Annotated in this window: 11 protein-coding genes; 4 read left to right on the top strand and 7 right to left on the bottom strand. The window is 44.5% G+C overall.

Annotation, left to right across the window (positions count from 1 at the left end):
- The first annotated feature begins 74 nt into the window (after window positions 1-74).
- From A4V09_RS04630 to A4V09_RS25130, 4 genes are all read left to right on the top strand, one after another.
- A complete protein-coding gene (locus A4V09_RS04630; protein WP_065541309.1) occupies window positions 75-1,016 on the top strand; it encodes a helix-turn-helix transcriptional regulator in 942 nt (313 codons plus the stop codon).
- A 422-nt stretch (window positions 1,017-1,438) separates the two neighbouring features.
- Window positions 1,439-1,654: a recombinase family protein gene (locus A4V09_RS24840; protein WP_198168571.1), complete on the top strand. Its 216-nt coding sequence runs from the start codon at window positions 1,439-1,441 to the stop codon at window positions 1,652-1,654.
- Window positions 1,655-1,863: 209 nt separating this feature from the next.
- Entirely contained in the window at window positions 1,864-2,472 is a 609-nt protein-coding gene (locus tag A4V09_RS25135; protein ID WP_242963959.1) for a recombinase zinc beta ribbon domain-containing protein, read from the top strand.
- Entirely contained in the window at window positions 2,462-2,770 is a 309-nt protein-coding gene (locus tag A4V09_RS25130; RefSeq protein WP_242963958.1) for a DUF4368 domain-containing protein, read from the top strand. The genes A4V09_RS25135 and A4V09_RS25130 overlap by 11 nt, the downstream gene beginning before the upstream one ends.
- Window positions 2,771-2,844: 74 nt before the next feature.
- Here A4V09_RS25130 and A4V09_RS04610 read toward each other — a convergent pair whose 3' ends face one another.
- The 7 genes from A4V09_RS04610 to A4V09_RS04570 form a co-directional block, all read right to left on the bottom strand.
- A complete protein-coding gene (locus A4V09_RS04610; RefSeq protein WP_065541308.1) occupies window positions 2,845-3,582 on the bottom strand; it encodes an SIR2 family NAD-dependent protein deacylase in 738 nt (245 codons plus the stop codon).
- A 135-nt stretch (window positions 3,583-3,717) separates the two neighbouring features.
- Complete coding sequence (locus A4V09_RS04605) at window positions 3,718-4,368, bottom strand: ABC-2 transporter permease (RefSeq protein WP_065541307.1); 651 nt, start codon at window positions 4,366-4,368, stop codon at window positions 3,718-3,720.
- Complete coding sequence (locus tag A4V09_RS04600; protein ID WP_065541306.1) at window positions 4,365-5,228, bottom strand: ABC transporter ATP-binding protein; 864 nt, start codon at window positions 5,226-5,228, stop codon at window positions 4,365-4,367. Before A4V09_RS04600 ends, A4V09_RS04605 begins: the two co-directional genes overlap by 4 nt.
- Before the next feature lie 2 nt (window positions 5,229-5,230).
- Window positions 5,231-5,605: a GntR family transcriptional regulator gene (locus A4V09_RS04595; protein WP_065541305.1), complete on the bottom strand. Its 375-nt coding sequence runs from the start codon at window positions 5,603-5,605 to the stop codon at window positions 5,231-5,233.
- Window positions 5,606-5,862: 257 nt separating this feature from the next.
- Window positions 5,863-7,104 (bottom strand): group II intron reverse transcriptase/maturase, encoded by a 1,242-nt coding sequence (gene ltrA, locus A4V09_RS04590; protein ID WP_065540556.1) that lies wholly within the window; start codon window positions 7,102-7,104, stop codon window positions 5,863-5,865.
- A gap of 1,300 nt (window positions 7,105-8,404) precedes the next feature.
- On the bottom strand, window positions 8,405-9,748 hold the full coding sequence (locus A4V09_RS04575; protein ID WP_065541304.1) for a hypothetical protein: 1,344 nt from the start codon (window positions 9,746-9,748) through the stop codon (window positions 8,405-8,407).
- Window positions 9,748-15,204, bottom strand: a complete 5,457-nt coding sequence (locus A4V09_RS04570) for a fibronectin type III domain-containing protein (RefSeq protein WP_242964097.1) — start codon at window positions 15,202-15,204, stop codon at window positions 9,748-9,750. Before A4V09_RS04570 ends, A4V09_RS04575 begins: the two co-directional genes overlap by 1 nt.
- Window positions 15,205-15,284: the final 80 nt, after the last annotated feature.

Genomic DNA, 15,284 nt, shown 5'->3' with positions numbered 1-15,284 from the left:
TTCTCCAATTATAGTATAATGTAAAAAGATATCATATTGTGACACCTTTATTTCACAAAAAGGAGGATAAGCCCGTGAATAAATCCGAAAGAATAAATGATATGATGTTATTCCTAAATGATAAAAATTCATTTAATTTAAGGGATTTAATGGATAAGTATCACATATCAAAAAGTACAGCACTCAGAGATATAGAAGCTTTAGAAAGAATCGGTATGCCGATTTATGCTCAACATGGTAGAAATGGGTATTACGGCATACTTCACAATAGACTTTTGTCGCCTATTGTATTCAATATTGATGAAGTATTCGCATTATATTTTTCTATGCTTACATTACGCGCTTATGAAACTACTCCCTTTCATCTAAGCGTAGAAAAATTAAAGAAAAAATTTGAAAACTGCTTATCTGCGGAAAAAATAGAATTGCTTCGTAAAGTGGAAAAAGTATTTCGTTTAGCGTCCATTCAACATAACAATGAATGTCCATTTTTAAGTGATATTTTACGGTATGCCATAGAAGAAAAAGTTTGCAATGTAACATATCAAAAAAGAGATGCAGAGCGAAAGTATAACATTCAGTTTTTCGATATTTCATCAGCCTACGGACAATGGTATGCAACAGGGTACAATTTTGAAACAAAATATCCCCAAGTATTTCGGTGTGATAGAATTTTAGGTATTGAAGAAAGCAATGAGTATAGCGCAAAATTACTTTCTGAATTTAGGAGACCTGCTGATGAGTTATATAAAGCACAGGGTGCTATTGATTTTGAGGTTGAAATATCCCCTAAAAGTGTTGACTTATTTTACAAAGAGCATTATCCGTCAATGAATCTTTGCTTAGAAAACGGCAAATATTTTATTCGAGGATTTTTTAACAAAAGCGAAGAAACCTTTATTACGAATTACTTTATAAATTATGGGAATCATATTCTCTCTGTAAAACCGCAATCACTAAAGACGCTAATTGCCGAAAAGTTAGGTTCTCTTACAAAATACTACTCTGAAATGTGAAACGCTGTTTTTATGGCGTTTTTCTTTTGTTCCTATTTCGGTGTTGTAGGCAGTGAGAGGGAAATCAGAGGGTTTGGGAAACTTCCCAAGGGTCTGCCCCAACAGGCAAACCCTGTGAGGGTACAAGCAATTTTGACCAACAAGCCGTAAGGCATGGACGGGCAAAATTACGGAAGTGGGTACTCACTTCCTATGCTTGCTAAGAAACTTTTCTTCTATCAAACTACGAAAGGACGGGAAAGGAATGGAAAGGAAACGAATTATCAAAGACGGTCAAATTGTCGTGAAAAATCCCCTGTATCAGGAACTACAGGGCGATTTTGCCGAAGTTTTGAGAGGGATTTCTTAAAAAGTTTTTCTTATCTCCTACTACGGGAAAATTTCAGAAATGCCAAGTTGGCTTCTATACGGAAGTCCTATTTGTGGAGAAAGGCGTGCGGTTTATCGCTATCAACAACGGCATAGACAGCGCAAACCAACAGGACAGGGATTTTACCCCGTTTCTCAATATCATCAACGAGTGGTACGCAAAAGACACAAGCAAAAAAATCCGTGCTGTGATGAAATCCAAAGGCGAAGCGGGCGAACATCTCTGCACTAATCCGCCTTACGGTTATCAAAAAGCCCCCCGACAATAAAAAGCATTGGATTGTGGACGCGGAAGCTGCCGAGGTAGTCAAACGGATTTTTGCACTCTGCTTAGGGGGTTACGGTCCAACACAAATTGCCCGTATTCTAAAAGAACAGGTCATTACGCCGACAATCCATTTCATGCAGACAGGACGGACAACAAGGAACGCGCCGCCGGACAATCCCTACAAGGACGGGAGATACCATAGCGGATATTTTGGAACGACCAGAATATCAAGGGCATACGGTAAACTTCAAAACCTATAAGCAGTCCTACAAGAGCAAAAAGACCTGTTACAATCCAAAGGAAAAATGGCTTGTGTTTGAGAATACCCACGAAGCGATTATTGACGCTGACACATGGGAACGTGTACAGGAATTGCGGAAGAACAAACGCCGCCCAACGAGGACGGGAAAGACAAATATGTTCTCCGGCATTGTCCGCTGTGCGGACTGTGGGGAAAAGCTGTATTACTGCACAAGCAGGAATTTTGAAGCAAGGCAAGACCATTTCGTGTGTTCCACTTCAAGATTGAAAGGGAAAGAAATCTGCCCAACGCATTTTATCCGTGCTGTGGTACTGGAACAGGGTGTGCTTGCACATCTGCGGCTTGTGATTTCCTGTGTAGCCAACCATGAAGAACAGTTTAGGAAAGCTATGGGTGCAAAGCAGAAAACCGAAGCCAAGAAAGAACTTGCGACAAAGCGGCCACAAGCAACACGAGCGGAACGGCGTATTGAAGAACTTGACCGACTTTTCAAACGTATTTACGAGGATAACGCCAACGGGAAACTATCTGACAGCAGATTTTCAAATGCTTTCTGATGATTACGAACAGGAGCAGGAAGAACTGCGGGAAAAGCTGTTGCAACTGAAGGAAGAAATTGTACAGGAAGAAGAACAGGCAGAAAACATTGACCGGTTTATCGGCAAGGTGCAAAAGTATCTTGATTTGGACGAGCTGACACCTACCGTCTTAAACGATATGGTAAAGGCGGTGTATGTTCACGCGCCGGATAAGTCAAAGGGATATAGAGAGCAGCAGATTGATATTTCCTATGACCTTGTGGGAATACTTCCCGCCGCTATGCTGAATGACCTGCAAAAGGTCGAAACGGCATAGCCAAAGCTACGCCGTTTCCCGAAAACATTCTTATGCTGTTTTATGAGTGCCGCCCCTATGCAAGCCTTTTTTTGTTATAATTCTAGTTTACTCAGAATCTCCATGGCTTTGCCGTCGATCACAAGGTCTGCGGCCTCGTCAGCATAATGGTCCTGATCATTGATGAGTATGATTTTATCCCCTTCAAAATACTTAACGTATGTCTTCGCCAATTGTGAATGCATCCTGCTTCCCAATATAAGCAGTGTGTCTGCCATTCCCACCTCGTCAACTGCACGTGTCAAAAGGGAATTATCTACCATTTCTCCGCGCAGACAGATTTCCGGACGGATAGTCGTGCCACACTTGGTGCATTTTGGAGTACCCACAGATTCCGCCACCGCTTTCATGGGGTATTTTGCCCTGCACTTTGGACATACATTCCGGTAGATGCTCCCATGGATCTCCAGCACCTTTTTACAACCTGCCCTTTTCGGCAGAGAGTAGATATCACGGGTGATGATAGACTGCAGGATTCCTCTGTCTTCCAGGTGCTTTAAAGACTTCATGCCATCATTGATCCTTCCCCTCTTGCTCAATATCTCTCTTTTATAAAAGTCATAAAACTGCGTTACCCTCGTATTATAGAACTCAGCGCTGAACATCTCCTCCGGGGAACAACCATATCTGGTTTCAATATCGTATGCGTCCTGGTCTGAACGCCAGTTCGTGCACCCGCACTGGCTGCTCACCCGCATTCCCAGCAGACATACCAGATACCTGCTGTTTTCAATGATCGCTTTTGCCCGCAGCAGCTTCTCTTCCTGTGACATTTTCCCAACTCCTCCGTACTCTTCATGATCCAAATCTTGGAACTAAGAATAATGTATCACTGTACAATTTTAAAGTCAAGAAAACAATTATCACATCTGTATGACAATGCAGAGCAAAGCCAATTCTTTTCTGAATCAGAATTCCTTATTACTGTATATCTTAATAGAAATCAGGTAAGATACTGCTAAAACCAGAATACTTACTGCAAATATGGCGCCCGCTGCAATCAGCTGTCCGTTTGATGTCTGCAAAAGCAAGATAAGTTCTGACTCCGCAACAGTCCCTCGTATGAAATCCTTAGAAAGCATGATCACTAAAAATGGGATCAAAAACAACATCATGAAAATCACTCTTCCTCTTTCAACTCCCAGCTTATAGATCACCGGGATAATAATTCCTGAATAAATAGGAATTATCATACAAGTGGAAACCGAACCGATCACCTGCTCTGCAACAGGCATTCCCAGAAGTACTGCTGTTGCGCCAGTCATTACGGCTGTGAACAAGGCAAGGACCAAAGTCATGACAATGATAAGCAGATACCTTGCCTGAACAACCATCTTTTTACTCAACGGAAGCGCCGCCGCATAGGTGTCCCAGTGGTAATACTGATCCGCATTGAACAGGCTGAGTACACATGTTGCAAATACTACAATACACATCGTTCCCACATAAGTGGGACTCTTCATCATATAACCGAACACACATAAAAACAAAAAGAATATAATATATGTCTTCTGGGTGATCCTAATACTATATAAATCCTTTAACATCAGTCCCTTCATGATACCACCTCCCCTTTCTCCAACAACAGCAGAACTTCTTCAAGATTCGGTGCATCTACTACCAGATCCGGGTAACTGCGCATAAATTCCTGCCTGTCACGTATCAGAAATTCGTAACCCAAAGCCCCTCTTCTCAGACGCATGATCCCCTCCTTATCCAGTGTGCTGTAATCTTCTTTTGAACATTTCCCTACACCATATCTGTAAAGAATATCGTCCTTATTTTCTACAAAAAGCAGTTTTCCGTTCTGAATAAACGCAATATAATCTGAGACTTTTTCCAAATCACTGATGATGTGTGAAGATAAAAGCACAGTGTGTTCCTCATCCTGAATATATTCCAGCAGAATATCCAGCAAATCATCACGCACCAGAGGATCAAGTCCGCTGGTCGCCTCATCAAAAATAAGTATTTTCGCTTTGTGGGAGAGCGCCACTGCTATCTGCAGCTTCATTTTCATTCCCCTGGAGTAATCTTTTATCAGCTTTTTAGGTTCCAGTTTAAATTCTTCAAGGTACTTTTCATAGAGTCCGGCGTCCCATTGGCCAAAAATATTCTCCATGATCCTGCCTATCTGTAAAGCGTTCATGGTCTCATGAAAATTGGATTCCGCCAGTACCATGCCCACCTGGTTCTTCCAGTTATGGTCTTTATCCTCCAGTTTTTCTCCGTCCACATAGATTTCACCGGAATCTTTTTTTACAATACCGAGAATACACTTGATCAAAGTAGTCTTTCCTGCCCCATTGGCCCCTACCAATCCAACGATACTGCCTTTTGGAACTTCCATAGTAATGTGGTCCAATGAGAATTTTTCATAACTTTTCACCAGACCCTCAATTTTGATCGCTGCTTCCATTTTTATTCCTCCTCGTAGAGCATTTTAAGCATCTCTGTCAATTCATCCAATTCTACTCCGCTGATTTTGCTTTTTCCCACAGCCTTTTCCAATAAACCTTCTATTTCCTTTAACTGCTCCTCTCTCACAAGCTCATGGTTTGTATCTGCTACAAAACTGCCCTTGCCAACTTGAGAACAAATAAATCCATCTCTCTCCAATTCTTCATATGCTCTCTTTGTGGTGATGACGCTGATACGGAGTTCTTTTGCCAGAAGACGCATGGAAGGAAGGGACTCCCCGGGGTTTAACTGGCCTCTCATAATTGCTTGTTTTATCTGCTCCGTAATCTGTTCATAGATAGGTTTCCCGCTTGTATTGCTGATTAGAATATTCATTTTCACTTCTCAACTTTCTGTGCGCACGTGTATATATACCATTTATTGTACATACTCATTATATACATTAGATACACACTTGTCAATATAAAAGATACAAATAATGTTTGGCTTTCCAAATTGACCATACTATATTTCATTCCAATCGAGTAGGGGAGATTTTCTCTCCCCTCTAAGTCGAGTAAGTAAGAGGACTTTCACCTCAAACTTCTCCCGGAACCGTACGTGAAAGTCTCCTTTCATACGGCTCTTATCATTCAACAATACGAATATAAATTGCTCCAGTGAGCAAACAGTTTTGGCTCTCGCTGTCTCACGGTGTAGAGCCATTTCTCTGCTCTACGTCGTCTACCTCGAAAGTTCTTGTACTTACACATAGCCCATTTCACAAGTCTTCTTTCAATACATTGTAACGTTCCCTTCATTGCCGATGGATTGAACTTACCAAAATAGTTCATCCAACCACGAATTAAGGGATTCAGCATTTCTGCTATGATGTCTATTTTGCACCCTGTCCTCTTATGAACTTCCATAGCCTTTATTTTTTCTCGAAAGCTTTTAGATGAAGAGTTGCTTACAGATGCAATAAAGTTATGTCTGATTTTTCCATCTTTACACATGATGTATACTGCTTTGAATGTATAACCAAGAAAATCGAACTCTGTAAGTTCTTCCTCCCTGGTTCTGTCCTTATCCTTACAATACACTATTCTTGTTTTAATAGGATGCAGTTCTAGCTTACATTCCTCAAGTCTATTTGCTAACTTTTCTTTTATGAAGATAGCTTCCTCTTTTGTACGGCAATGTATTAATCCATCATCCGCATATCTTTCAAATGGTGCTTGTGGGAAATTTCTTTCCATCCACATATCGAATACATAATGCAAAAACATGTTTGCTAAAACTGGACTTATTACTCCTCCTTGTGGTGTCCCAGACAATCTCTCAATTACATGCCCCTCTCTTGTTACAAACGGAATTTCTAGCCATCGTTTTATATAGAGACATATCCATTCTTCTTTTACATGCCTTGCTACAACCTTCATTAGAAGTTCATGATCGATGTTATCGAACAATCCTTTTACATCTAATTCAATGACATAATCATATCTCCAACATCGCTTTCTTGCTGTTGCTATTGCATCAATTGCAGACTTGTTTGGTCTGTACCCATATGAGTCATCGCAAAACATGGGCTCTACCACAGGTTCTACATACATTCTTGCAGCCATCTGTGCAATTCTATCTGTAATAGTTGGTATGCCCAATCTCCTGGTTCCACCAGTTTTCTTTGGTATTTCTACCGCTAATACCGGAGATGGAAAATAACTTCCTGAACTCATTCGATTCCATATCTTATATAGATTATTATTCAGTTTCTTTTCAAACTGTTCAAAATCTATACCATCAATTCCCGCACTTCCTTTGTTTGCTTTTACTCTCTTATAAGCTTCAATAACCACTTTCTTTGGTATTTCGTATTGTTTGCTCTCGCTCATCAAATCCTCCTAGTTTCCTAGTTGTTTTCAGTATCAAGCAGAATGATGTTACCCCTTTGCTCCATTGTCATTACAACAACTTCAACACTACTACGAGTAACTCCGCCCCTGTAGAATACGTCTCTACTTTCGACCTTATCTTTCTGTGACTTGAATCTTTTCGATTTTCATTATTCTACAGGTTCCCATGTTTCACACAGAAGCCTGATACATGCTCATGCCATCTTAATGCCGTTCCACGGATGGTCAGCTTTACAGGTTTCCTCCATCCTCATCCTTACTCAGTGGTGAAAAGTAAGTTTTGCAGAAATCTTACGCTTTCGACACTTCTTCAATGGTTCATTTTCATTCATCTTCATGTATCATATCTGATTGTTTGTACAACCTTTTCTCTAATCGCTCACTACCATGACCTGAATCACAGCAGCATTAGAGTGATTTGACAGGCTTGCCTGTTCAATTCCTGTCGAAGGACCTACCTTCATCTTCTGTATGCCTTGCATGGCACACCACCACCGTACATGCCGTTGGGCATACGGCTGTTCAACATAACTTTAAAGCATGGCGCTCATTATAATAGTCAAGACAGCTTATAAGTCCTGCTTTACCTAGTACGTCTTTGGAGATTGCTCTGCTGACACACGTTTTGGTGGCGAACCAATACTAGCGTTCTCCACAGTATGCTGTCAGCCTTGCAAGGTCTTTTCCTATCCCTAGCTTCTGCAATCCCCATGGCCGTTTCTTCGGCACTTTCCACTGTTTCCCTCTATCTTTCCTCCTGCACCTTTATTGGCACAGACTCTTTTGTATGCGGCATTCATGTTGTCTTTGGACAGTATCTTTTCTAACAGTTCTGACAATTGCCTTGTGTGCTTTCTCCTTTCCGTTCCCATGGGTTCGCCCTAAGTTGTGCAGTACCTGCTATTTACGTTTTGCCATTCCTGCTGTCAGGTATTCCATTAAGCATACATTTGATTTCACGGTTACATTGTTCAGCCCTTTGGCAACATCCATTTCAGAACCTTGCATACTACGGCTTCTGCTGACTTCTCACAGCTCGTTGTTACTACGGTGAGTTTCACCGCCTGTGAGACCTCACGGGATAAGCCTGCCAGTCTTTCCTCGTCTACCTGCCCGATTTACGCACATGGGTTACGGTTGCCTTTAGGACTTCGCTGTCTTGGGCCAGCTTATCCGCCGTCGGCAACTACGCCCCTTGCGGACTTTCACCACAGACTGACCGCATGCCCGTCATACCCAAAAAAACAGCATTGGCAATGAGCACCAATGCTGTTTTCTGTTAAATTTTCTTTCTGCTTTTCCCGATCAGGATCATGGCGGCTGCAGAAAGCCCTGCCAGCAGGAGCAGTCCTTCCACTGGTGTGTTATCTCCTGTTTTCGCCGTCTTAGCTGTTGTTTTTGTTGTGGGTTTTACCGGTGTCTTTTTTGTACTGTCTGTTTTATTCACCGATACAGCAGGAAACCGTTCATCTTTGCGTACCGTCTTTGTGGTAAGAATGTATGTGGAACAGTGTTCAATCTGAATGGTCACATATCCGTCCACAACCTTGATACTTTTCTGGATTGGTTCCACTGCGTTCTTCTTGGTATTGTAATAATACAGGTAAAGGTTCTGCCCGTCTTTAAAGCTGTCCCCTGCATATAGTTCAATTTCCGCCAATCCCGGAAGTTCTCCCTCATGGGCAAATTCCAGATACAAATTCTCTGCATCCTTTGCCATCAGGCTGCCAGCATTCTTGTTCTCTTTGCTCTTGGCAATTCCAAAATCTATGGCAGTATCTATGTTTGCTATCCCTGTTCCTGTGAATTTCCAGGAATACAAAAGCTGTCCTTTTTCCTCCGCCATGATGGTCAGTGTTCTTTCTGTGCCTTTCAGGCTCTTAAATAATGTCTTCTGCTGTTCTTTTGTCAAACCATTTCCATCTTTGCTTTTATAGATCAGACTCGTCACGCTGGAATCTGCCAAACCCTTTTCCAGTTCCTCGTAAGTGAAAGCTGTACATACCCCATCCGGATACTCCGGGTTGTCGTCCGGATTTGGCTTGTCTGGATCTGGCTTATCTGGGTTGTCCGGGTTTGGATTATCCGGATTTGGATCATCCGGGTCTGGCACTTTCTCCCCTACTGCCCACTGGTAAGATATTCCCTGCAGCACCCCTTCATCCACCTGTTTCATTTGATGGCTCTGGTCAACATACATAATACTTTCCGGAGCAATGGATGCCTGGAACATTTCGCCGCTGGGTATACCTGAGATCGTGCCGATCACCACATCCTGAGCCTGTTCAAAGACAGTCCCTGCGGATGAAAAATAGATATCCAGAATACCGTTTTCATAAAAATACTCCCGGATTTTACACCTGTTCTGTATATCTTCCGAGAAAGCAAAATGAATCTCACCGATACTTCCACTTTCCTCCTCTGTTATCCGCATTTGGATCCGAAATGTTGTCGAGTGGTTCTTTATCATATCCCCATTGGGATAGAGAGCCAGTTCTACCTGGCTCGTATCCTTCTGCTGCATTTTGATCATGGTATCATCCTGCACTGCGGCAGATACGGGAACATAAGTCACCAACAATGCCAAAACCAAAGCAATGCATAAACTCTTAATTCTTTTCATCAGTTCCCCTCCTCATGGTTGTCTGTCAAATGGATCGGCGGCAGCGGATTCGGCACATCCATTGGAAGCGTGTCACTTACGAGACGCTCCCCTTCATTTGTATGGGCATCATCCACCCGATATAATTCCGCCCTGACACTGGTCACGCCGGCTGGAATCTGATCCGGCTCCATATAGTAAATCCATGTACCGGATGAAACTTCTCCTAATTCTCCTTCAGCCGGAACCTCCGCGAAGATCAACTGGGAACCATCCAGGATATTTCCGTCCTGGTCATACAGTTTCACTACATTGTAGGACGGATTTCCTTTATATTCCCCTGTGAAGATCAGGGAACCTGCAGGTATCCTGCCTCCGTTTTCATCATAGCTGTAATCTTCATCCAGAATGCCCATACCATTTTCAAGCAGCTCCACATTATCTCCCGTAGGTCCTAAAATATCTATCTCAGACAAAGATACTGTGCTCTGCCCCTTGATCTTCAGCTTCAAATACGCCGCGTCATAGGTATACATCCAGGAATCCCCTTCTTTGTTAAAATAGGAGACAGCCGTATTTTCCGAATATGCCAAGCTTCCTGTTTTTACAGGTGTCCACTGTTTTCCATCCTGGCTGATATAGGCGTCAAAATTTTTGACAGCGGTTTTCGTGTCAGCGGCTGTGATCTTGAATGCGGCAGCCTGAAGGGTTCTGCCAAAGCTGATGACAAGTTCCGGTGATTTCGCCTCTCCGGTATACACATCTGTGTAGTCATTGTTGCAAATGCTGCCGATTCCCGACACGGTGCTTCCCTCAGGGTTATCTTCATTTCCTTCCTCATGCTGGTCACTGGAGGATGTCATATTTGTGGTAATCTTCCATCCATCCTTTGCCACACTTCCGTCATTGGAAATTTTCACAGTATCTGCCGTAACCTTCTCTGTCTGCTGCAGCAGTTTATCATACCCCACCACTTCATAAGTAAATACTCTGTTGTTCATAGATGCGATGGTGTCCGTATATGTCACAATACCGTCATTCGCCTCCGCAAATCCGATCACCTGGCCGTTTCTGTATATTTCATACCCCAGCATGGAATTTTGATCAGCCGCATCATTGGCTAGGGTGATGGTTACCTGATTGGAATTCGGCACATATGCCAGGGCGGCACTCACCGCTGCCTGGGCTGCTGTACTTTCTCCGCCCTCAATGCGGTACGCTCTCGCTTCATCTGTAATATAGCTGATCCTTCTTGTCTCTGCTTCAAACTGCGATGCGTAAGCAATGGTATCCTCATCCGGTGTCATGCCCCACTGTTCAAAGAACTCCAGTAAGTTTTTTTCGGCAGCTGCACAGGAAAGACGTATCAGGGTATTGTCTGTATCTTTCGGAATCGTCAGCGCGATTCCGTCCGGAGCCGGCGCAATGGCTGTATTCCTTGCATAAGCATCCACTCTTGCGAAGAAAAGGCTGTTAAACTGTTCCTCATAATTTTCATAGGTCTTATAATTATATCCGTCATCATATGCCAAATGGAGCTGCCAGTACATTGCAAGGCTTGTGAATACATTTTCCGCGCGGCCTTTTGTACCTGAGGTGACTTTTTTATATACATCCTCATATTTATACCGCACAGAATCATTTGTTTCCTTTGCCTGCGCCAGAATGGAATAATAGTTATTGGTTATCTCAGCAATGGCATAAGAAGGCTGATTGATAATATGGCCTATTTCATGGGCGATTCCCCATCCAAACAACTGTCCGCTCACATACCTGCCGTTGTCACTCTGCACCGGCACGCTGCGCGCAAGCCCGGCAATACTGCCCCACTCGATCCCGATATGAAGTCCGCCGGCATACATAAAGGCACCGGAAAACATTCTCATATATCGTATATTCAGACGGCTGGACGGCAGGCTGTTTTTGCTGCCATACTGTGCGGTCAGTGTCTTGTCGCCATGATAATCTCCCAGGCCTTTATGCTGATAAAACAGTGTCACCATCTGTTCCATGGCCTGGCAGGATTCGTATAATACTTCTGTCTGATTATCCGGGGTGATGTCTTTTCCCTGGCTTTTCAGTCTGCTGTTAATACCGTTCAGTATCTGTTCCGCTGAAACGGAATACATCATCTGGTTCAGCACAATGTCCGTTGCCCCCAGAATACAGTTCTGTTTGTCATAGCTGTAGTCACAGCCGCTCTCTTTCTTGCCTTCGTGCAGTTTCTTGTGCAGCTCTGCGATCTCAGGAACATATGTATTGAGTTTTTCCACATAAGCCCTTACAGCGTCCTTGGCCTCCGTCTCATCTGCTGCGCCTGACAGGTCAAGCTTGGGTATCTCCTGTCCTCCGCTTACACGCACGCTCATATTCAGCGCGTCATTATTTCCTGTAAATTCCACATAGAGACTGCCGCCGTGTTCTGTGTTTAAGCTTCCTATCTGAGGGATCGTCACTTCATTTTTGCCGTTCTTTAGATTCTGCACGACCACCTTGCTCCAGTTTCCTGACTCCGCATGGTACTGTGTGGCAACCAGGTTCAGGTTTGTATTGGCACCCAGATCCGCGTCATCTCTTCCCACATACACTGCCAGTTCTTCCCCTGCATGGGCGCTGATGCCAAGAGGCTGCCATGCATTCAGACCGCCGGAAAATCCCAGAGCGCCGTCTTTTTTCTTGGTCACGGAGGTATCTACTTTCATAACCCTTCCGGCATTTTTGTCGTTGAGAAGTTCTTTTGCATAGGCCAGATCAGAAAGCAGAAGCTCTCGTTTCGGATGATGATCACCCGTTACTTCATCCGGCGTGTCCGCTCTTTTTTCCAATTCCTCAATGACAGCGGCCGTTACATCCTCCCGGAGTTCCACGTGCATGGTGTCCGCAAACAAACCGTCCACCTCTTTTTCCAGACTGTCATAATAGTAGAACTTCATCTCCGCTATGGAAACCCTTCCGTCTGAGGGCGCCCATGCCATGGCAAAGTTTATCTGGATTCGTTTTGCCTTAAATGGCTGGGAATAATTAAATTCATAATATACTTTTCCGTTCACGCTCTTTTTCTGGGTGAAATGGCCGTCGATCATTTTCTCAGTGCCGTTTTCATCCCAATATTTTGTCTTCGCATAGCCATAGGCATACTGCTGTTTTTCATCCGGCACTACCACCAGCCTGTCCATCTCATAGCTCTGGTCAAAGGTAATGATGGGGGACGGCTTTCCTGCATTAAAACCGCCCGCATCCCAGGAGTTCAGACTCCAGGAAGTGGTGTAATCATTATCTGCAACCGCTGCATCTGTCTCAGGCTTTGCCGAAGGATAGTCAATGGATGTAATATGCGCGGTGAGTCCCCCGCCCTCCAAAGGCGTATTGATCAGTTTGTAATTGGAGGTAACCGCAGGATTAATATCCGTTGTCTCACCTGCATAGATCTTTGACTTGCCGCTGGTTCCCATTTCATTTGTTCCCGTAAGACAAATCTCATATGTGGTGCTGTCTTTTAAATCAGTAAGCTGATATTTATTCTGCTTGATCTCTTCTTTCTTTTCAAACGCTTCTGTCCCTTTTTCCCTGTAGTAGAGTGTGTAGGAATCTGTATCTTCCATCTGCTTCCAGGTGATATCCAGCTTTCTGTAGCCTCCGGCAATATTCACATTTTCCGGCGCGTCAGGAGCTTTTGAAGGTTTCGGGATCACAGTCACTGCTTCTGAATACGCACTGCTCCAGTCCCCGTTCACGGAGCGGACCTGAACGGTGTATTCCTCATTGTTTTTCATTTTTTCTGTGCCAAAGCTTGTGATAAGGATACTGTTCTCTGCTGTGGGGTAGACCTTGCTTTTCCCGTCCTTTTTCACCATAACTTCATATCCCGCCACATTGGTCTGTGCGTTCCAGGTCACAGTGAATTTCTTATCCCCCGGCTCTGCTTTTACCTGGTCAGGAATATTCATGACCGGAGCAGGAATCCTGTCCTCCATTCCGTTGAGGAATTCAACTTTGGAGATATCCGCCAGCTTGCTCCCTCCGGTATCTGTCACCTTGATGACTACCTTTTTAACAGCAACCTGTTTTCCCAGATTGACGATAATGGTGCCGTCCGGTTCCATGACTGCCTGTGCCGCCGTGAGGGCAAACATAGCTGCGCTGCTTATGGGAACTTCAATGGTTTGAGGCTGCCCGTTCTCGTCTTCATACTCCACCGTCACTGTTCCTGCCTGGATGATATTGGCGGAATCTCTTGGCGGAGTCAGCACCAGAGCGCCTGCCAGTATATCAGAACGTTTTTCCAGATCAAGCTGTAATTCCACAGGATTTTCTGCTGAGATTTCTTCATCGTTTGCAGGCTTCAGGGAAACACTTCCGCCATCACCTAAAATGCTCTCAACACTTCCCTCTGCCACCTGGGTGGAAGCGCCTACGTTAGCCGCTATTTCATCCAGAAGATAGCTTCTTGTCACATAAGCTTCTGTTTTCTCATAGCCATAGCTGTAAGAAAACCATTGTAAATCCACTAAATCCACTTTCTGGTCCTGATTTAAGTCATATGCGGATTCCGTATTTTCCTGATGTATGGCCTGAATTAACTGGGTCTTATCGTTTTCATCTATGACGCCGTCATGATCCACATCTCCGTATCCTACCACACCGGGATGTTTCTCCATGTCAGATAAATCCATTCCTGTATAGACATCCAGAAACTGCATCTTTTGATCCATGGCCTGTATTACCACGTCCTGGTCATATGCGGCAAAACTGCCTCCGCTTATATGAAGATGATATTCTCCGGGTTCCAGATCCACAAAAGAAGCCTCCGCCTTTTTAGAAACGCTCTCCCCTTCCTGCATGGAAAAAGCCGCGTCAAACTGCTGGCCTTCCCTTGTAAGAACCGCCTGCAATCCACTGTTCAAAGTCTCCAGGTCACTGTAAGGAAGCGTGTAGATCAGACTCAGATGGAGCTGGCCTTGCAGCGTCCCATTCCCTGCTTCCGCTCCGGGTGTTGTTTCCCCATTCTGCTCCTCCTGCGCACCGGACTGTTTCCCTGACTCCTCCTGGCTGCCCGGTGTCTCTTCTTTCTTCGGTGCTTCTGCCTGGTCTCCTGACGTCTCACCTGTGGCCGGCGCTCCCGTCTGGTCTCCCGGCGTCTCACCTGTGGCCGGCGCTCCCGTCTGGCCTCCCGGCGTCTCACCTGTGGCCGGCGTTCCCGTCTGGCCTCCCGGCGTCTCACCTGTGGCCGGCGCTCCTGATCCCTCACCTGTTATCGGCGCTTCTATCTGCTCTCCCGGCATCTCACCATTCTTCGGTACCTCCGCCTGTTTTTCCTGCTTCTCCGTCAGCAGGCTGATGCCTGCCTCTTCCCTCCGGGCCTGTCCGCCAGCGTCTAAAAATCTCCCGCTCTGCCCCGGCCCAGCGGCAAATACGGTGGTTCCGGGTGTCTGCAAAAGCATACCTGATACAAGCAGCCAGGCACATAACTTTTTCATTTTCAATTTTTATTCTCCTTCCCTTTTCAGGGCCAAAAAACGATATCCAGGGATATCGTTTTTTCATAAAGACAACAGAC

The sequence above is a fragment of the Blautia pseudococcoides genome, from assembly GCF_001689125.2.
GTDB lineage: Bacteria > Bacillota > Clostridia > Lachnospirales > Lachnospiraceae > Blautia > Blautia pseudococcoides.
Note: the sequence above shows the minus strand (reverse complement) of the source record. Positions and strands in the feature narration are given on the sequence as shown.

What these genes read in the sequence shown, in the direction of transcription:
- A4V09_RS04575 (WP_065541304.1), bottom strand. Translation starts at nt 9,748, where the DNA reads ATGAAAAGAATTAAGAGTTTATGCATTGCTTTGGTTTTGGCATTGTTG.
- A4V09_RS04570 (WP_242964097.1), bottom strand. Translation starts at nt 15,204, where the DNA reads ATGAAAAAGTTATGTGCCTGGCTGCTTGTATCAGGTATGCTTTTGCAG.
- A4V09_RS04600 (WP_065541306.1), bottom strand. Translation starts at nt 5,228, where the DNA reads ATGGAAGCAGCGATCAAAATTGAGGGTCTGGTGAAAAGTTATGAAAAA.
- A4V09_RS04610 (WP_065541308.1), bottom strand. Translation starts at nt 3,582, where the DNA reads ATGTCACAGGAAGAGAAGCTGCTGCGGGCAAAAGCGATCATTGAAAAC.
- A4V09_RS04595 (WP_065541305.1), bottom strand. Translation starts at nt 5,605, where the DNA reads ATGAATATTCTAATCAGCAATACAAGCGGGAAACCTATCTATGAACAG.
- ltrA (WP_065540556.1), bottom strand. Translation starts at nt 7,104, where the DNA reads ATGAGCGAGAGCAAACAATACGAAATACCAAAGAAAGTGGTTATTGAA.
- A4V09_RS04605 (WP_065541307.1), bottom strand. Translation starts at nt 4,368, where the DNA reads ATGAAGGGACTGATGTTAAAGGATTTATATAGTATTAGGATCACCCAG.
- A4V09_RS25130 (WP_242963958.1), top strand. Translation starts at nt 2,462, where the DNA reads ATGCTTTCTGATGATTACGAACAGGAGCAGGAAGAACTGCGGGAAAAG.